This is a genomic window from Pantoea sp. GW821-FHT03E06 (assembly GCF_059420725.1).
Genome location: NZ_JBWKUG010000001.1, coordinates 295,450 through 313,830 on the forward strand (window position 1 = coordinate 295,450; position 18,381 = coordinate 313,830).

Sequence of the window (18,381 nt, forward strand, 5' to 3'; positions counted from 1 at the left end):
TTTACGCATCAACTTGCCTTACTTTATAATTGATAATGGTTATTATTCATATTCTTGTTTCTTTTTTAAAACAAAAACAGTTGTCTTATTGGGGATTGATTTAATAAATGTTAAAGGGTTATCACTATTCGCTGCTTGCGAGCGCTATCGCCTTCGCATTACCCACCCATGCTGCAGAAACATCAACTTCTACAACCGCCGATCGTACCGACAACTTAACCGTGGTGGGCAACTGGCTCGACAATGCTGATCCAGACAGCGTGGTGCTTGACCATCCCGGCGCGCGAACCATTGTTTCCAGTCAGCAGGTGAAAGAGAAAGGGGCTGAAACAGTTTCCGAAGCTTTGCGCGGCATTCCCGGCGTGCAGGTACAGGAAAACAACGGTACGGGCGGCAGTGACGTGTCGCTGAACGTCGGCGTACGTGGTTTGACCTCACGCCTCTCTCCGCGCTCCACCATTATGATGGATGGCGTGCCTCTGGCCGCTGCACCGTACGGCCAACCGCAGCTGTCGATGGCGCCTCTGTCGATGGGCAATATTCAGTCGATTGACGTGATTCGCGGTGGCACCGCGGTACGCTACGGGCCGCAAAACGTGGGCGGGGTGATTAACTTCGTCTCCAAAGAGATCCCGAAAACCTTCGGCGGTGGCGTCAGCACGCAGACCGAAGGCGCAGAACATGGCGGATTGAAAACGCTTACCAGTGCTTCCATCGGCGGTACCGCCGATAACGGTTTCGGCGCGGAGTTGCTCTACTCCGGACTGCACGGCCAGGGCTATCGCGCCAACAATGACAATACCGATATCGATGATTTCATGCTGAAGACTCGCTATGACTTCACGGATAAAGATCAGCTAACTGCCAACTTCCACTACTACAACGCGTCAGCGGGGATGCCGGGTGGTTTAACGGCAGCGCAGTACAAGGCCAATCCGTTCCAGTCGGTGCGTCGCTACGATCAATTTGAAGGCCGCCGTCAGGATATGTCATTCAAATATCGCCATCAGGAAGAGGATAGCCAGCTTGAAGTGCTGACTTACTTCACCAAAAGTTTCCGTACCAGTGATATTCAAAGCGGCATTGGCACCGGTGTGAATCTGGGTAAAAGTCGTCTGGCTGCCGCACCGCGCCATTATACGACCTGGGCGGTAGAGCCGAGTTATTCCCGGATGTTCCGCATCTGGGATATGGCGCATGAAGTCACGGTAGGTTACCGCTATCTAAATGAAACCTCTGATGAAAAGGGCTATCGCTCAGGGTGGTACGATCCTGACACCACCTTTTCTGCGCCGGATGCTAAAGAAAATTATTACCAGCATTCGTCAGGCGGTTCTGAAGCTCATGCGGTGTATATCGATGACGCGGTAAACGTCGGCAACTGGACAATCACGCCGGGTGTGCGTTACGAAAATATCAAAACTCACGTCTCAGATGGTTTTGCCAATATTGACCGCAACAAGTCATACAGCGAACCTCTGCCGTCGCTGAATGTGATGTATCACCTGAGTGATTCATGGAAACTGTTCGCCAACGCCAATACCTCCTTTGGTAGCCTGCAATACTTCCAGCTGACGCGCGGTGGCAGTGGCGGCCAGCCTGCACCCGGTCTTGAGCCGGAAAAAGCCTATACCTATGAAGTGGGAACGCGTTACGACGATACCGTGGTGAAAGCTGAGCTGACGGCGTTCTACATCGATTTCAACAACCAGCTGCAGTACATCAACAATACCATTGGCTGGACCACGCTGGGTGCCACGCGGCATGAAGGGATTGAGCTGGCGCTGAACTACGATTTGAGCGAGTGGGCACCCGCGCTGGAAGGGATGAGCCTCTACACCACCTACACGTACACCAAAGCCACGGCGCAGAAAGGGGAGTTTGCCGGTAAAGATCTGCCGTTTTACTCGCGCCAGGTATTTACCGTGGGTTCCCGTTATCAGACCGGAAATTGGGTATGGAACTTAGACGGTTTCGCCCAGTCTGGCCAGCGTTCGCCGGGTTCTGCAGACGCCGGCAATGGATACATTACCGAAGAGACGCCTGATGGTCAGTATGGTGATATTCCGGGCTGGATGGTGTGGAACGCGCGCGGCGAGTATGACTTCGGCCCAGCGTGGTCAAATCTGACGCTGGGGGCCGGGGTGAAAAACCTGTTTGACCAGCGCTACTTCACCCGATCCACCGATAACAACTACGGCAAGTATGTGGGTGAACCGCGTACATACTTCGTGCAGGCGTCGGTAAAGTTCTAATTCAGCACATAAAAAAGCCGTCATCCTGCGATGACGGCTTGTTACTGGCGATGGGATTGCCCCGATGAACTTAACGCCAGGATTTGTAACGGTTGATCAGGCCATTGGTCGAGCTGTCGTGGCTACTGATTTTCGCGTCATTCTCCAGCTCTGGCAGAATGCGGTTTGCCAGCTGTTTACCCAACTCAACGCCCCATTGGTCAAAGGTGAAGATGTTGAGAATCGCGCCCTGGGTGAAGATCTTGTGCTCGTACAGCGCGATCAGCGCTCCGAGGCTAAACGGCGTAATTTCACGCAGCAGGATGGAGTTGGTTGGACGGTTGCCCTGGAACACCTTGAATGGCACGATGTGCGCCACGGATTCGGCCGATTTACCGGCATCGGTGTACTCTTTCTCTACCACATCACGCGACTTACCAAACGCCAGCGCTTCGGTCTGCGCGAAGAAGTTCGATAGCAGTTTTGGATGATGATCGGCCAACACGTTGTGGCTCAGCGCCGGGGCAATGAAGTCGCACGGAATCAGTTTGGTGCCCTGATGAATCAGCTGGTAAAACGCATGCTGACCGTTGGTGCCCGGCTCGCCCCAGATGATTGGACCCGTCTGGTAATCCACTGGATTGCCTTCACGATCGACGTATTTACCGTTGGACTCCATGTTGCCCTGCTGGAAGTAGGCAGCAAAGCGGTGCATATATTGGTCGTACGGCAGAATGGCTTCGGTTTCTGCACCGAAGAAGTTGTTGTACCAGATACCAATCAGCGCCAGCAGCACCGGCAGATTCTGCTCGGCAGGCGTGTTGGCGAAGTGTTTGTCCATAGCATGCGCGCCGCTCAGCAGCTGCTCGAAGTTCTCGAAGCCAATAGACAGAATGATCGACAGACCGATGGCTGACCACAGTGAATAGCGGCCACCTACCCAATCCCAGAACTCGAACATGTTGTCGGTATCAATACCGAACTCACCGACCGCTTTGCCATTGGTCGACAGCGCGGCAAAGTGCTTCGCCACGTGCTGTTGGTCGCCTGCGGTTTTCAGGAACCAGTCACGCGCGCTGTGGGCGTTGGTCATGGTTTCCTGGGTGGTGAAGGTTTTGGAGGCGACGAGGAACAGCGTGGTTTCCGGGCTGAGATCTTTCAACGTTTCGGCGATGTGTGTGCCATCGACGTTGGAAACAAAGTGCATGTTGAGGTGATTTTTGTACGGACGCAGCGCTTCGGTCACCATGAAGGGGCCGAGGTCGGAACCACCGATACCAATGTTAACCACGTCGGTGATCGCTTTACCGGTATAGCCTTTCCATTCGCCGCTGATGATGCGCTCCGAGAAGCCTTTCATCTTCGCCAGCACCGCGTTGACTTCCGGCATCACGTCTTTGCCATCGACCACAATCGGCGTGTTGCTGCGGTTACGCAGCGCTATGTGCAGTACCGCGCGCTCTTCGGTGCGGTTGATCTTCTCGCCAGAGAACATCGATTTAATGGCGCCTGCCAGATCGGTCTCTTTAGCCAGCGCCTGTAATTTTTCGAGGGTTTCCTCGGTGATGCGGTTTTTTGAGAAATCCACCAGCATCTGGTCATCGAAAGTGGCAGAGAATTTCGCAAAACGATCGGCATCTTGCGCAAACAGGTCGGCAATTTGCACCGATTTCATCTGTTCAAAATGCTGCTGCAGCGCTTTCCAGGCTGCGGTTTGTGTCGGATTGATATTTTTCATGGCAACACTCTAGTTGAAATAAGAACCGTCATTCCATCCGGGGCATCCTGCTGGCCCGGCATCCTTAGCATTCTTGCACGGGGTTGAGTATGACCACAGTTACCACCGAAGGGAAAAAATTTGTGACCGTGGCCGCAGTGTTTCAGGTAAATCCGGCGGCGATTGTCAGCGGAACGCCAGGAAATTTCCCTGTGCCGCGTCAGCAAAAAGCCGCATTTGTCTGATTCGGACTCTACTTTAGGTCGGTGTCGGTCATCACGTTTGTTCAACGATGCGTTTACCGAAGTGTAAAGGTGAGCAAATCTTCAACCTGAAATAACTTAGCCAAAATAATTCGAGTTTCAGGAAGGCGGCAAGTGTATTCATCTCAAGAGCTTACTGAAGTAAGTGACTGAGATGAAGAGACGCAGCCAACGCACCTGAAACTTGACGTATGAAGGGTATGGACAGCAGAACAATTAATCAGTACTTTATGCGCGCTACTTACACCTCCGGGTGTAAGCCAGAAGAGGCGCGTCGCCCAGGCAGTGTGTTTGAGGATCCGTATCCGCAGATAACACATCAGGGGGTGTGACGCCGAGGTGGGGCAACACGCGGGGTGTTGCACTGTCGGCTGCAGGGGCTGAATCCTCTGGGTTGTCACCAGAATCGTCCACAGTCGGACGCTTCGCAAGGTGAAGCGCTTCTGGGTGACTTGTCTTCTGATCTTGTCTGCCCAATTCTGCTCTTCTCTTGTGCCTAGGCTGCTACTATGTCTTCCGCCCCAAAAACGGAAGAAAGATAACCTGACACGGGGTTCGTTACATGTCTCAACATCTGATCGTGGCTAAATTTGGCGGCACCAGCGTTGCCGATTTTGATGCTATGAACCGCAGCGCGGATGTCGTGCTGTCAAATGCCAATACTCGCTTAGTGGTGCTCTCTGCTTCCGCTGGCGTCACCAACCTGCTGGTTTCTCTTGCTGAAGGCCAGGAACAAGCGCAGCGCGCGTACCTGCTGGATGAAATCCGCCGTATTCAGTACGCCATCATCGATCGCCTGCAGTCACCGGATGTGATTCGCGACGAAATCGATCGCATGCTGGAAAATATCACCATGCTATCTGAGGCCACGTCGCTGGCGACTTCGCACGCGCTGACCGATGAGCTGGTCAGCCACGGTGAGCTGATGTCGACGCTGCTGTTCGTGGAGATCCTGCGCGAGCGTCAGGTAAACAGCGAATGGTTCGACGTGCGTAAAGTGATGCGCACCAGCGACCGTTTTGGCCGCGCGGAACCGGAAGTGGCTACGGTGAAAGAGCTGGCGGCGGCGCAGCTGCAGCCACGTATTGCTGAAGCGCTGGTGGTGACACAAGGCTTTATCGGCAGCGAAATTAAAGGCCGTACCACCACGCTGGGCCGTGGCGGTAGCGACTACACCGCCGCGCTGTTAGGCGAAGCGCTGCAGGCGGCGCGTATCGATATCTGGACTGACGTTGCGGGCATCTACACCACCGATCCTCGCGTGGTGCCAACGGCAAAACGTATCGAAGAAATTACCTTCGAAGAAGCCGCTGAAATGGCGATTTTTGGCGCCAAAGTGCTGCATCCTGCCACGCTGCTGCCAGCCGTGCGCAGCGATATCCCGGTGTTTGTCGGTTCGAGCAAAGATCCGGCCGCCGGCGGTACGCGCGTGTGCAACGAAACCAAAAATCCACCGCTGTTCCGGGCACTGGCGCTGCGTCGTAAGCAAACGCTGGTGACGCTGCATAGCCTGAATATGCTGCATGCCCACGGCTTCCTCGCCGAAGTGTTCAACATCCTGGCGCGCCACAGCATCTCTGTCGATCTGGTTACTACCTCCGAAGTGAGCGTGGCGCTAACGCTGGATAGCACCGGCTCCACCACCACCGGTGACAGCTTGCTGACGCAGGCGCTGCTGACTGAACTCTCTTCGCTGTGTCGTGTGGAAGTGGAAGAGAATCTGGCGCTGGTGGCGATCATCGGCAATAACCTGTCGAAAGCCTGTGGCGTGGGCAAAGAGGTCTTCGGCGCTCTGGAGCCGTTTAATTTACGCATGATTTGCTACGGTGCCAGCAGCTACAACCTGTGCTTCCTGGTGCCAACGCCAGATGCAGAAGAGGTGGTACGCGCACTGCATAAGAATCTTTTTGGTTCCTAAGGCAAATTTTTAGCAGTAAAAATCAAGCCGGACATGGTCCGGCTTTTTTATTGGTAAATTTTTTTAAACAATAATTTAAGCCTAGCGGTAGCGTCGCTTTCGAGCCAGACATTTCTGAAAAATCCCGGCTAAGCGCCTGAGACCCTTCTTGTTTTCACTGGAATTGCCTAAAAATCACACTAATCTCTCATTCAGCGGTTGTGCTTTAATCGCCTGAAACGATAATCCCGCCGCGAAAACATTAAATTATTTGAGGGAATAGATATGAAAAGGCTCGTGGCAGAAAGTCTCGGCACATTTGTGTTGGTTTTGGGTGGTTGTGGTAGCGCGGTGTTGGCTGCAGCGTTTCCAGAATTGGGCATTGGTTTTGCGGGTGTCGCGCTGGCGTTTGGTTTAACGGTTTTAGTGATGGCGTTTGCCGTTGGCCATATCTCAGGTGGCCATTTTAACCCGGCGGTGACGATTGGTTTAACCGCTGGCGGACGTTTCCCGGCGGCTCAGGTTGTGCCTTATATTATTGCACAATTGGTCGGCGCGATTGCGGCGGCAGGCGTGTTGTATCTGATCGCCAGTGGTAAAGCGGGTTTCGATGCGGCTGCTAGCGGCTTCGCATCCAACGGTTACGGTGAACACTCACCGGGTGGCTTTAGCCTGCAGGCGGGCATGATCAGCGAGTTGGTTCTGACGGCAGTGTTCCTGGTTGTGATCATGGGGGCGACCGATAAATATGCTCCGGCAGGTTTTGCGCCAATTGCTATCGGTCTGGCGTTAACGCTGATCCATCTGGTGAGCATCCCCGTCACCAACACCTCCGTCAATCCGGCGCGCAGTACCGGTGTTGCCATCTTCCAGGGGGGTTGGGCATTGGAGCAGCTGTGGATGTTCTGGGTGTTACCGATTATTGGTGCCGCGATTGGTGGTGTGATCTACCGCTTTTTGCTGGAAAAAGCAGAGTAATTTCGCCGTATTCCACGGATCGGCAGCAGCCGATCCGCATTTGTCCCCACAGGCGTCTTCCCGCCTTACGTCATGATAATGAAATGTTATGATCCTGCCTCCGTCGCTGTGGTCGTTCCCTGCGCGACATTTCATCTGTGGCAATAATAAAATAATTCCTAAGGAAGTCTGGTTATGCTCGGCAAACTTACTCGCCTGTTCCCGCTCTGGGCCGTGCTGCTCTCGGTTGCGGCTTATTATTCACCATCCACCTTTCTTGGCATTGGTCCGTGGGTCACCTATCTACTGATGCTGATTATGTTCGGCATGGGCGTAACGCTCAATATTGATGATTTCAAACGCGTGCTGGTACGCCCGGCGCCGGTGATTGCCGGGACTTTCCTGCACTACCTGGTGATGCCGCTGGCCGCGTGGGGACTGGCGAAACTGTTCCAGATGCCACCCGATCTGGCGGCAGGCATGATTCTGGTCGGTAGCGTGGCGAGCGGCACCGCATCTAACGTGATGATCTATCTGGCCAAGGGGGATGTGGCACTGTCGGTGACCATCTCGTCGGTGTCGGCGCTGGTTGGCGTATTCGCTACGCCGCTGCTGACGCGCCTCTATGTCGATACGCACATTCAGGTGGATGTCGTCGGCATGCTGCTTAGTATTGTGAAAATCGTGGTGATCCCTATCAGCCTTGGCTTGATTATCCACCACTCGATGAATAGCGTGGTGCGCCGCGTAGAGCCTTATCTGCCGGCATTCTCCATGGTGTGTATTCTGCTTATTATCAGTGCGGTAGTGGCAGGCAGCCAAAGCTTTATCGGTTCGGTCGGCTTAATGGTGATTGCGGCGGTGATTCTGCACAACGCGATTGGTCTGCTAGGCGGTTACTGGGGCGGCAAACTGTTCGGCTTCGATGAATCGACCTGCCGCACGCTGGCGCTGGAAGTGGGTATGCAAAACTCCGGTCTGGCGGCGACGCTGGGCAAACTCTACTTCTCACCGCTGGCAGCACTGCCGGGCGCGCTGTTCTCGGTGTGGCACAACCTCTCCGGTTCGCTGCTGGCCGGTTACTGGTCAGGTAAGCCGGTAGATAAGAAAAAGCCGTGATTAAATTTTATGGGGTGCCATAGCCGCACCCCTGTGCTTTACCATTTAATCAGCCATTCTTTTTCGGATTCTGATAAATAAAGCAAAAGATAAGGCGCTGGATATGATGTAAATTAACATGATATCCATGCTTTCAATGCTTACTAATTTAGATTGGGTGACTAGCTCAGCAGATTTTTTCCATGCAATCAGCCATCCTGTAATTAATAAAGTGAATGTGTTTGTTATCTGAAACGCAATCTGAAATATACATTCTTTATAAGTGCTGAATTTAACTACTCTATTGAATAATCGATATGCTGCGCTTTGATAAAACAAACAGAATAATGCAGCATAGAGTGGTGCAGTGAAGATAACGCTAATGTCAGATGTTATGCCATCGAATCCGATAAGGTAAAAATCCAGAATTTGATGACAAGAATAGAAACCATAAAGCAAAGCAAGTGCAGCAAATACTAATGGTAAGCAGAAAGCTCTCATAACCCATCTTTTGGCGTTGACATAGGATGAGCGCTAGCGGGAAGTGTCGAGAAAGATATTGGCACGTCAAGATTATAAAGCCTTTCAATGATGATAAATATTCCTGTCGCTTTGTAAGAATCGATATTATTTAACATGGCGTCCTCCTGGTGTTCAGAAAATATACCCATTTTTTTGAAAGAAGTGTGATGCCTTAATGAGAGAGTACAACTTTAAGTAACTGCTTATAGTTACATCCTACAATTCTTAAGCCAATATTCGAAGTTAAACGCTGATATTCATATCGTGATGCTTGTCAGTTAAGAACCCCCCCAATAACCGAGCGCACATATTGTAGCGGCGCAATTCATTGCGCGATAAATCGCGCCGCTACAGAATGTGCAGTGATTCAATGCGGCGCCTAACTGAGCGGCATGATGATATTCATATCGTGCTTCTCCTGAAGATAATTACAACTTCAGGTAAGTACGAATCCCATCAAGAAACATCTGCGTTGCCAGCATAATCAATATTAATCCCATCAGACGTTCCAGCGCGTTAACGCCTTTATCGCCCAGCAGACGTAAAAACAGGCCAGACATCAGCAAAATCACCACCGTCACGCCCCATGCAATCAGCAGCGCGCCCACCAGATGTGTCATCTGATGGGGATACTGATGCGATAACAACATCAGTGTTGCCAGCAGCGACGGGCCGGCCACCAGCGGGATCGCCAACGGCACCAGGAACGGCTCTTCACCGGCCGGTAATCCGCTGGTGCTGCTTTCGCCAGAAGGGAAAATCATGCGGATGGCGATCAGGAACAGAATGATGCCGCCGGAAATCGACACGGTTTCGGTGCGCAGATTCAGAAACGCCAGGATGCGTTCACCCGCGAATAAAAACAGCAGCATCAGGATGAGCGCGATCAGCATTTCGCGCATCAGCACCACCCGGCGGCGCTTGGGTTCGAGGTGCTTTAATACCGACATAAAGATCGGCAGGTTGCCCAGCGGGTCCATAATCAACAGCAGCAATATGGTCGCGGATATCATTTCAGTCATGTCAGGTAAACCATCCTATCGATTTGGCCGGGGGCCATTATTAGTTGTACTGCTGAAAAAGTTAGCGCAATCGAATTAATTCACTTGCCAGAAGTGCTGCATTTTGTAGAGTTGACGGTCATAGGTAAACCTGATTATTACGCAGACGGGCGCGATCGTTCGGCCGGTCTTTTCCTCGCACCACATAGGGCCTCTCCAGAAGCGCCCGAGACGGACAGAAAATGAAGAATGTAGGTTTTATTGGTTGGCGTGGCATGGTCGGCTCAGTGCTGATGTCACGCATGAGCGAAGAACGCGATTTTGACGTCATCAATCCGGTCTTCTTCTCCACGTCACAGCTTGGTCAGGCGGCACCGGCGTTCGGCACTAAGTCGACCGGTGCGCTGCAGGATGCTTTCGATATCGAGGCGCTGAAGGCGCTGGATATCATTATCACCTGCCAGGGCGGCGATTACACCAGTGAAGTCTACCCGAAGCTGCGTGAAAGCGGCTGGCAGGGCTACTGGATTGATGCGGCTTCCACGCTGCGCATGAAGGATGACGCCATCATCATTCTCGATCCGGTGAACCACAATGTGATTCGTCAAGGCCTTGATAACGGCATTAAAACCTTCGTCGGCGGCAACTGCACCGTGAGTCTGATGCTGATGTCACTCGGCGGACTGTTTGCCAACGATCTGGTGGAGTGGGCATCGGTTGCGACTTATCAGGCGGCGTCCGGTGGCGGTGCGCGTCATATGCGTGAACTGCTGACCCAAATGGGCATGCTGCATGATCACGTAGCGAAATCACTGCAGGATCCGGCTTCCGCGATTCTGGATATCGAGCGTAGCGTTACTGATTTCACGCGCTCTGGTACCTTGCCAACCGACAACTTTGGCGTACCGCTGGCGGGCAGCCTGATTCCATGGATCGACAAACAGCTGGACAACGGCCAGAGCCGCGAAGAGTGGAAAGGCCAGGCGGAAACCAACAAAATCCTGCGCACCAGCAGTGTGATTCCGGTTGATGGCCTGTGCGTGCGCGTTGGTGCGCTGCGCTGCCACAGCCAGGCATTTACCCTGAAGCTGAAAAAAGACCTGCCGCTGAGTGAAATAGAACAGCTGCTGGCTTCGCATAACGAGTGGGTCAAAGTGGTGCCAAACGATCGCGAAATCACCATGCGCGAACTGACGCCTGCCGCCGTTACCGGCACGTTGACCACGCCGGTTGGCCGCCTGCGTAAACTGAATATGGGGCCTGAATACCTTTCTGCCTTCACCGTGGGCGATCAGTTACTGTGGGGCGCGGCTGAACCGCTGCGTCGCATGCTGCGTCTGCTGATTGACTAAGCGCAGCGGCAAACCAGACAGGCCGGGGTTTCCCGGCTTTTTTTTGACCTTCAGGCTGCAAAAATTCATGCAAATTGCGCCAGACAAGTGATCCGCTTCCCCTTTTTGCTCGCCCGACAACAATTTTTCGCATTCCTCCCTGGCTTCTGCCAGCCCCAAGCTATGATTTAACAGAGATGTGCCGGTTGTTAACTGTTTTCGTTTTTTGAACTGAATGGTTTGTTGTACACGGTGATGATCTTTCCCACGGACGGTTGTGTCCTCGCAGTGTACCTATGGCTCAATGAAAAGCAGCGCACCCTAGTCGATAATTCTGCCGACTCGGGTCGCCTGCGCAAAATCATAGGAAGAAAGTCATGTCAGAGCTTCCCGATCGCCAGGCGATCAATGCCCTTTTTGCCGGGAATTACGCCGATCCCTTCTCGTTACTGGGGATGCACCAAACTACCGAAGGCCTAGAAGTGCGTGCGCTGCTGCCTGATGCCTCCGATGTGTGGGTGATTGAAACCAACACCGGACGTAAGTGCGCCCAACTTAAATGTCTCGACTCACGTGGCTTCTTCTGTGGCGTGATCCCGCGCCGTAAAAATCTGTTTGGCTACCAGCTGGCGGTGAATTGGCACGGTCAGCAAAACCTGATTGATGATGCTTATCGCTTTGGTCCGCTGCTGCAGGAGATGGATGCGTGGCTGCTGGGCGAAGGTACGCACCTGCGCCCTTACGAAACCCTGGGCGCGCACGGCACCACTATCGATGGCGTGCACGGTACGCGCTTCGCCGTCTGGGCACCTAACGCACGTCGGGTATCAGTCGTGGGTGAGTTCAACTTCTGGGACGGCCGTCGTCACCCGATGCGCTTCCGCCGGGAACTGGGCGTGTGGGAGCTGTTCGTCCCGGGCGCGGTAAACGGCCAGCTGTATAAGTTTGAGATTATTGATAATTCAGGCCAGCTGCGTATCAAAGCCGACCCTTTTGCCTTCGAAGCACAGATGCGCCCACAAACGGCTTCGATGATCTGTGGCCTGCCGCCGAAAACCGAGATGCAACCGCAGCGCAAAGCGGCGAATGCCTTTGATCAGCCGATTTCGATTTATGAAGTCCATCTGGGCTCGTGGCGGCGTCATACCGACGATAACTTCTGGTTAAGTTACAAAGAGCTGGCTGAACAGCTGATTCCCTACGTCAAAGAGATGGGTTTCACTCACATTGAACTGATGCCGATTAACGAACATCCGTTCGACGGCAGCTGGGGCTATCAGCCGTTGGGAATGTACGCGCCAACGCGCCGCTTCGGTACGCGTGATGAGTTCCGCCACTTCATTGCCGCTGCACACGATGCAGGGATTAACGTCCTGCTCGATTGGGTGCCGGGCCACTTCCCGAGTGATGATTTTGGTTTAGCAAAATTCGATGGCACTGAACTCTACGAGCACAGCGATCCGCGCGAAGGCTTTCATCAGGACTGGAATACGCTGATCTACAACTTTGGGCGACGCGAAGTCAGCAACTATTTATCTGGCAACGCCTTGTACTGGATGGAACGCTTCGGCATTGACGGACTGCGCGTGGATGCGGTGGCCTCGATGATTTACCGCGACTACAGCCGCGCCGAAGGTGAGTGGGTACCGAACCAGTTTGGTGGACGGGAAAACCTCGAAGCGATCTCTTTCCTGCGCCACACCAATCGCACGCTAGGCCGCGCCGCACCAGGCAGCGTGACGGTAGCGGAAGAGTCCACCGATTATCCCGGCGTCACGCGTCCCTCGGAAGACGGCGGGCTTGGCTTCTGGTTCAAATGGAACCTTGGCTGGATGCATGACACCCTGGACTACATGAAGCTCGATCCGGTGCATCGCCGCTACCATCACCACCTGATGACCTTCGGCATGCTTTACAACTACACCGAAAACTTTGTGCTGCCGCTATCGCATGACGAAGTGGTGCACGGTAAACGCTCTATCCTCGATCGCATGCCGGGCGACGCCTGGCAAAAGTTCGCTAATCTGCGCGCTTATTACGGTTGGATGTGGGGTTTCCCCGGCAAGAAGCTGCAATTTATGGGCAACGAGTTTGCGCAAGGCCGTGAATGGAACCACGACACCAGCCTTGACTGGCATCTGCTGGAGGGGGAAGACAACTGGCACAACGGCGTACAGCGGCTGGTGCGCGACCTCAACCATACCTATCGTCACTATGCGCCGCTGCATCAGCTTGATTTTGATGGACAAGGGTTTGAGTGGCTGGTGGTAGACGATCACGAGAATTCGGTCTTTGCCTTTGCGCGTCGCGATCGCGACGGCAATGAGATCATCGTCATCAGTAACTTCACCCCCGTGGTGCGTCATCACTACCGTTTTGGCGTCAATCAGCGTGGCGGCTGGCGTGAAGTGATGAATACCGACCAGCACGATTATCACGGCAGCGACACGCGTAACCACGGCGTGGTGCATACCGATGAGATTGACAGCCACGGTCGACCGCAGTCGTTGAGCCTGACCGTGCCGCCGCTGGCAACCCTCTGGCTGGTGCGGGAGAGCGACTGATGCTGGAGCAGGGGCAGCCGAAACCGTTAGGTGCACATTACGATGGGCACGGCGTCAATTTCACGCTGTTTTCCCAGCACGCTGAGCGCGTCGAGCTGTGCCTGTTTGACGCACACGGCGCTGAGCGACGTTTTCCGCTGCCCGCGCGCAGCGGTGATATCTGGCACGGCTATTTTCCCGCGCTCAAGCCCGGCCAGCGTTATGGTTATCGGGTTCACGGTCCGTGGGCACCGCAGCAGGGACATCGCTTCAATCCTGCCAAGCTGCTGGTTGATCCCTGCGCCAAAGCGGTAGTAGGAGATGTGGCGGACGAGGCTTGTGTTTATGGCGGTGAACGTGAGCCGGATCCGCTGGATAACGCCGCCGTTGCCCCTAAATCATTAGTGATTGCCGAGGATTTTAATTGGGAGAGTGACCAGCCACCGCGCACGCCGTGGGGTAATACGGTGATTTATGAAGCGCACGTGCGTGGCTTGACGCAGCAGCATCCGGAAATTCCGGAAAGGCTGCGTGGGACTTATGCGGCGCTAGGTCATCCTGCTATGGTGAACTACCTGCGCCATCTTGGCGTTACCGCGCTGGAACTGTTGCCGATTGCCCAGTTCACCAGCGAGCCGCGCCTGCGCCGTTTGGGTTTGAGCAACTATTGGGGCTACAACCCCTTCGCTTTATGGGCGGTAGATGCGCGCTATGCGTCGGGTGAAAACGGCTTATCACCGCTGCAGGAGTTTCAGCAGGCGGTAAAAGCGCTGCATGCCGCGGGCATCGAAGTGATTCTGGATGTGGTGTTCAACCACACCGCCGAACTGGAAGAGATCGGACCGACGATTTCCCAGCGCGGCGTGGATAACGCCAGCTATTACTGGCTTGATGGCAACGGTGAGTATCAAAACTGGACCGGCTGCGGCAACACGCTGAATCTCAGCCATCCGCAGGTAATGGCATGGGTGCTTGAAGCGCTACGCTATTGGGTGCGCAACTGCCATATCGATGGTTTCCGTTTTGATCTCGCCAGCGTATTAGGCCGTACGCCGGAATTTAGTCAGGATGCACCGCTGTTCGCCGCCATCAAAGCGTGTCCGCTGCTCTCGCAGGTGAAGCTAATTGCCGAGCCGTGGGATATTGGCCCTGGCGGTTACCAGGTGGGTAATTTCCCACCAGACTTTGCCGAATGGAATGATCATTTTCGCGACGCGGCGCGCCGTTACTGGCTGCAAGGTGAGCTGAATAACGGAGATTTTGCCCGCCGTTTTGCCGCATCCAGCGACGTTTTCCAGCGTGAGGCGCGTCTGCCGCACGCCAGCATCAATCTTATTACCGCCCACGACGGCTTCACGCTGCGCGACGTGGTGAGCTTCAACAACAAACACAATCAGGCCAACGGCGAAGATAATCGCGACGGCAGCAGTAATAACTTCAGCCATAACCACGGCAAAGAGGGGCTGCAGGTCAGTTTCGATATTGTCGAGCGGCGGCGGCGCAGCGTGCATGGCTTGCTGACGACGCTGCTGCTGGCACAGGGCACGCCGATGCTGCTGGCGGGCGATGAACGCGGTCACAGCCAGCATGGCAACAACAATGCCTATTGTCAGGACAATCCGCTGACCTGGCTCAACTGGCAACAGGATGATTTTGGACTGGTCGACTTCACTGCTGCATTAATCCATCTGCGCCAGCGCATTCCTGCGCTGACCGAGGATGGCTGGTGGCAGGAGGGCGATGGCAACGTGCAGTGGTTCAACGCCAGCGGCAAACCACTGGAAACAGAGCAGTGGGAACAGGGGACGCACAGAATGCAGATCCTGCTCTCCGGCCGCTGGTTAATAACAATAAACGCCACGGAATCGGTGAATGATATCGCCTTACCAGACGGAGAGTGGCGTGCCATTCCTCCTTTCGCCGGGGAAGATAACCCCATCCTGACAACTGTCTGGCACGGTCCCGCACACGGTGTGTGCGTGTTCCAAAAGCAATCATAAGGAGTCAGACATGGTGAAATTAGATAGAACAGATCATCTGATGCTGGCGCGCCAGCTCCCTACACAAACGGTTGCCTTGATCCTTGCTGGCGGGCGCGGTACGCGCCTGAAAGATCTCACCGCGAAACGCGCCAAACCTGCCGTGCACTTCGGTGGCAAGTTCCGCATCATCGACTTTGCGCTGTCCAACTGCATCAACTCGGGCATTCGGCGCATCGGCGTGATCACCCAATATCAGTCACATACTTTGGTGCAGCATATCCAACGTGGCTGGTCCCTGTTCAACGAAGAGATGAACGAATTTGTCGATCTGCTGCCCGCCCAGCAGCGTGCCGCTACCGAACACTGGTACCGCGGTACCGCCGATGCGGTGACGCAAAATCTCGACATCATTCGTCGCTATAACGCGCAATACATCGTGATTCTCGCCGGGGATCACATCTACAAGATGGACTACTCGCGCATGCTGCTCGACCACGTCGATCGCGGTGCCAAATGCACTATCGCGTGCTTACCGGTGCCGTTGGCCGAAGCCACGGCGTTTGGTGTGATGGCGGTTGATGCCGAAAACAACGTGATCGATTTTGTTGAAAAGCCGCCAAAACCGCCGTCAATGCCGGGGGATGACACCCGAGCGCTGGCGAGCATGGGCATTTACGTATTCAACGCCGATTACCTTTATCAGCTGCTGGAAGAAGACCTGCAGGTAGCCGATTCCAGTCACGACTTTGGTAAAGATCTGCTGCCAAAAATTGTCGCCAGCGGCGAAGCTTACGCGCACTCCTTTACGCTTTCTTGCGTGCAGATTGACGAAAAGGCCGAGCCGTACTGGCGCGACGTCGGCACGCTGGAAGCCTACTGGCGCGCCAACCTCGATCTAGCCTCGGTGACGCCTGAGCTGGATATGTACGACCATAGTTGGCCGATTCGCACCCATATGGAGCCGCTACCACCGGCGAAATTTGTGCAGGATCGTTCCGGCAGCCACGGCATGACGATGAACTCGCTGGTTTCGGGCGGCTGCATCATTTCTGGCTCGGTGGTGGTGAATTCCGTGCTGTTCCCACGCATTCGCGTGAACTCGTTTTGCAATATTGATTCCGCAGTGCTGCTGCCCGATGTGGTGGTTGGCCGATCGTGTCGTCTGCGCCGCTGCGTGATTGATCGCGCCTGCGAGCTGCCAGAAGGCATGGTCATTGGCGAAAACCCCGATGAAGACAGCCGTCGTTTTTACCGTTCAGAAGAGGGCATCGTACTGGTGACGCGCGCCATGCTGGCCAAATTAGCCAGAGCGGGTCAGTAGATGACGAAAGATTATAGAGAAAATTGCCGCGTGGAACGCGTGCGATAACAATAGGGGTTCAGGATGCAGGTTTTACATGTCTGTTCAGAGCTTTTCCCGCTGTTGAAAACCGGCGGACTGGCTGATGTCGTCGGTGCATTACCACAGGCGCAAATAGCCGATGGTACGGATGCGCGGGTGTTGATTCCCGCCTATCCGGATCTGCGTAAAGGGATTCCTGATACTGAAATCCTGGCGGAGCTGCAAACTTTTGCTGGACCGGTGCGCTTACTTTTTGGACAATTTAACGGCGTTGGCATTTATTTAATTGATGCGCCGGGACTGTATGAACGTCCCGGCAGCCCGTATCACGATACGTCGCAGTTTGCCTATGTGGATAACTACCTGCGCTTTGCCCTGCTGGGCTGGATGGGCGCAGAGATTGCCAGCGGATTAGATATGTACTGGCAGCCCGATATCGTGCACGCACATGACTGGCATGCCGGCTTAACCTGCGCCTACATTGCTGCGCGCGGTCACCCGGCGAAAACGGTGTTCACCGTGCACAATCTGGCGTATCAGGGGCTGTTTTCCGCGCGTCATTTGGATGAAATTCAGATACCGCGCGCCTTCTTCGATATGCATGGCCTGGAGTTCTTTGGACAGATCTCCTACCTCAAGGCGGGACTGTTCTATGCCGATCATATTACGGCGGTCAGCCCGACTTATGCGCTGGAGATTACCCGACCCGAATTTGGTTACGGTATGGAAGCGTTACTCGAGCAGCGCCTGCGCGAGGGAAGACTGAGCGGGATTCTCAACGGTGTTGATCCTGGCATTTGGGATCCGGCGCATGATTTGCTGCTCACCGCGCGCTACGACAGCGAAACGCTGGAGAGCAAAGCCGAGAACAAACGCCAGCTGCAGATTGCCATGGGCCTGAAGGTGGATGACAAAGCGCCGGTGTTCTGCGTGATTAGCCGCCTGACGAAACAGAAAGGGCTGGATTTGGTGCTGGAAGCGCTGCCGGGCCTACTGGCGCAGGGCGGCCAGCTGGTGCTGCTCGGTCAGGGAGATGCCGAGTTACAGCAAGGTTTCCTCGCGGCGGCTGCGGAGCATCCGGGTCGCGTTGGCGTGCAGATTGGTTATCACGAAGCCTTCTCGCACCGCATTGTTGGCGGCGCGGATGTGATTATGGTGCCGAGCCGCTTTGAGCCGTGCGGCTTAACCCAGCTGTATGGATTGAAATACGGCACGCTGCCGCTGGTGCGTCGCACCGGTGGTCTGGCGGATACGGTGCAAGACAGCTCACTGGAGAATCTGGCGGACGGTGTCGCCAGCGGATTCACCTTTGAAGACAGTAATGCCTGGTCGCTGCTGCGGGCGATTCGGCGCGCATTTGTTCTGTGGTCTCGACCTGCACTCTGGCGTTACGTTCAGCGGCAGGCGATGGGGATGGATTTTAGTTGGCAGGTGGCAGCACAAGCCTACCGCGATCTTTATCAACGTTTGCTGTAATGAGAGATTGGGATACTT

14 protein-coding genes and 1 riboswitch are annotated in these 18,381 nt (G+C 54.5%); of the genes, 10 read left to right on the plus strand and 4 right to left on the minus strand.

Features of this window, described 5'->3' with window-relative positions; all coding sequences use genetic code 11:
- Positions 1-107 precede the first annotated feature (107 nt).
- Positions 108-2,255 carry a TonB-dependent receptor family protein gene (locus AC07WB_RS01340; RefSeq protein ID WP_494939911.1) on the plus strand — a complete coding sequence of 716 codons (2,148 nt, stop codon included), beginning with the start codon at positions 108-110 and terminating at the stop codon, positions 2,253-2,255.
- A 70-nt stretch (positions 2,256-2,325) separates the two neighbouring features.
- Here AC07WB_RS01340 and pgi read toward each other — a convergent pair whose 3' ends face one another.
- On the minus strand, positions 2,326-3,972 hold the full coding sequence (gene pgi, locus AC07WB_RS01345; RefSeq protein ID WP_494939912.1) for a glucose-6-phosphate isomerase: 1,647 nt from the start codon (positions 3,970-3,972) through the stop codon (positions 2,326-2,328).
- 89 nt (positions 3,973-4,061) lie between these two features.
- On the opposite strand from pgi, the gene AC07WB_RS01350 reads away from it, so the two are divergent.
- The 4 genes from AC07WB_RS01350 to panS all read left to right on the plus strand — a co-directional run bounded on the left by AC07WB_RS01350 (position 4,062) and on the right by panS (position 8,187).
- Entirely contained in the window at positions 4,062-4,196 is a 135-nt protein-coding gene (locus AC07WB_RS01350; protein WP_494939913.1) for a hypothetical protein, read from the plus strand.
- 274 nt (positions 4,197-4,470) lie between these two features.
- Positions 4,471-4,665: riboswitch (Lysine riboswitch) on the plus strand.
- A 111-nt stretch (positions 4,666-4,776) separates the two neighbouring features.
- Positions 4,777-6,132 (plus strand): lysine-sensitive aspartokinase 3, encoded by a 1,356-nt coding sequence (gene lysC / locus AC07WB_RS01355; RefSeq protein ID WP_097095278.1) that lies wholly within the window; start codon positions 4,777-4,779, stop codon positions 6,130-6,132.
- Positions 6,133-6,396: 264 nt separating this feature from the next.
- Positions 6,397-7,089: an aquaporin Z gene (gene aqpZ, locus AC07WB_RS01360; protein WP_097095277.1), complete on the plus strand. Its 693-nt coding sequence runs from the start codon at positions 6,397-6,399 to the stop codon at positions 7,087-7,089.
- A 174-nt stretch (positions 7,090-7,263) separates the two neighbouring features.
- Positions 7,264-8,187, plus strand: coding sequence for a ketopantoate/pantoate/pantothenate transporter PanS (panS, locus tag AC07WB_RS01365; protein ID WP_097095276.1), 924 nt, complete (start codon positions 7,264-7,266; stop codon positions 8,185-8,187).
- A gap of 45 nt (positions 8,188-8,232) precedes the next feature.
- On the opposite strand, the gene AC07WB_RS01370 is transcribed toward panS, so the two are convergent.
- The 3 genes from AC07WB_RS01370 to AC07WB_RS01380 all read right to left on the minus strand — a co-directional run bounded on the left by AC07WB_RS01370 (position 8,233) and on the right by AC07WB_RS01380 (position 9,710).
- Positions 8,233-8,667, minus strand: coding sequence for a hypothetical protein (locus AC07WB_RS01370; RefSeq protein WP_494939914.1), 435 nt, complete (start codon positions 8,665-8,667; stop codon positions 8,233-8,235).
- The gene (locus AC07WB_RS01375) at positions 8,664-8,804 is read right to left on the minus strand and encodes a hypothetical protein (RefSeq protein WP_494939915.1); all 141 of its coding nucleotides are present in this window, start codon (positions 8,802-8,804) and stop codon (positions 8,664-8,666) included. Before AC07WB_RS01375 ends, AC07WB_RS01370 begins: the two co-directional genes overlap by 4 nt.
- 312 nt (positions 8,805-9,116) lie before the next feature.
- The gene (locus AC07WB_RS01380) at positions 9,117-9,710 is read right to left on the minus strand and encodes a YhgN family NAAT transporter (protein WP_345827447.1); all 594 of its coding nucleotides are present in this window, start codon (positions 9,708-9,710) and stop codon (positions 9,117-9,119) included.
- 221 nt (positions 9,711-9,931) lie between these two features.
- Between AC07WB_RS01380 and asd the strand changes: the two genes are divergently transcribed.
- From asd to glgA, 5 genes are all read left to right on the plus strand, one after another.
- On the plus strand, positions 9,932-11,041 hold the full coding sequence (gene asd / locus AC07WB_RS01385; RefSeq protein WP_494939916.1) for an aspartate-semialdehyde dehydrogenase: 1,110 nt from the start codon (positions 9,932-9,934) through the stop codon (positions 11,039-11,041).
- 356 nt (positions 11,042-11,397) lie between these two features.
- Positions 11,398-13,584, plus strand: a complete 2,187-nt coding sequence (glgB, locus tag AC07WB_RS01390; RefSeq protein WP_097095271.1) for a 1,4-alpha-glucan branching enzyme — start codon at positions 11,398-11,400, stop codon at positions 13,582-13,584.
- Positions 13,584-15,563, plus strand: a complete 1,980-nt coding sequence (gene glgX / locus AC07WB_RS01395) for a glycogen debranching protein GlgX (RefSeq protein ID WP_494939917.1) — start codon at positions 13,584-13,586, stop codon at positions 15,561-15,563. The genes glgB and glgX overlap by 1 nt, the downstream gene beginning before the upstream one ends.
- Before the next feature lie 10 nt (positions 15,564-15,573).
- Entirely contained in the window at positions 15,574-16,866 is a 1,293-nt protein-coding gene (glgC, locus tag AC07WB_RS01400) for a glucose-1-phosphate adenylyltransferase (RefSeq protein ID WP_097095269.1), read from the plus strand.
- Between the two features lie 63 nt (positions 16,867-16,929).
- Positions 16,930-18,363 carry a glycogen synthase GlgA gene (gene glgA, locus AC07WB_RS01405; RefSeq protein WP_097095268.1) on the plus strand — a complete coding sequence of 478 codons (1,434 nt, stop codon included), beginning with the start codon at positions 16,930-16,932 and terminating at the stop codon, positions 18,361-18,363.
- The last annotated feature ends 18 nt before the right edge of the window (positions 18,364-18,381 follow it).

Excerpts from the sequence above, each read along its gene's own strand:
- AC07WB_RS01375 (WP_494939915.1), bottom strand. The coding sequence starts at position 8,804 with ATGTTAAATAATATCGATTCTTACAAAGCGACAGGAATATTTATCATC.
- AC07WB_RS01340 (WP_494939911.1), top strand. The coding sequence starts at position 108 with ATGTTAAAGGGTTATCACTATTCGCTGCTTGCGAGCGCTATCGCCTTC.
- aqpZ (WP_097095277.1), top strand. The coding sequence starts at position 6,397 with ATGAAAAGGCTCGTGGCAGAAAGTCTCGGCACATTTGTGTTGGTTTTG.
- AC07WB_RS01350 (WP_494939913.1), top strand. The coding sequence starts at position 4,062 with ATGACCACAGTTACCACCGAAGGGAAAAAATTTGTGACCGTGGCCGCA.
- glgX (WP_494939917.1), top strand. The coding sequence starts at position 13,584 with ATGCTGGAGCAGGGGCAGCCGAAACCGTTAGGTGCACATTACGATGGG.
- glgA (WP_097095268.1), top strand. The coding sequence starts at position 16,930 with ATGCAGGTTTTACATGTCTGTTCAGAGCTTTTCCCGCTGTTGAAAACC.
- AC07WB_RS01370 (WP_494939914.1), bottom strand. The coding sequence starts at position 8,667 with ATGAGAGCTTTCTGCTTACCATTAGTATTTGCTGCACTTGCTTTGCTT.
- panS (WP_097095276.1), top strand. The coding sequence starts at position 7,264 with ATGCTCGGCAAACTTACTCGCCTGTTCCCGCTCTGGGCCGTGCTGCTC.
- glgB (WP_097095271.1), top strand. The coding sequence starts at position 11,398 with ATGTCAGAGCTTCCCGATCGCCAGGCGATCAATGCCCTTTTTGCCGGG.
- lysC (WP_097095278.1), top strand. The coding sequence starts at position 4,777 with ATGTCTCAACATCTGATCGTGGCTAAATTTGGCGGCACCAGCGTTGCC.
- pgi (WP_494939912.1), bottom strand. The coding sequence starts at position 3,972 with ATGAAAAATATCAATCCGACACAAACCGCAGCCTGGAAAGCGCTGCAG.
- glgC (WP_097095269.1), top strand. The coding sequence starts at position 15,574 with ATGGTGAAATTAGATAGAACAGATCATCTGATGCTGGCGCGCCAGCTC.
- AC07WB_RS01380 (WP_345827447.1), bottom strand. The coding sequence starts at position 9,710 with ATGACTGAAATGATATCCGCGACCATATTGCTGCTGTTGATTATGGAC.
- asd (WP_494939916.1), top strand. The coding sequence starts at position 9,932 with ATGAAGAATGTAGGTTTTATTGGTTGGCGTGGCATGGTCGGCTCAGTG.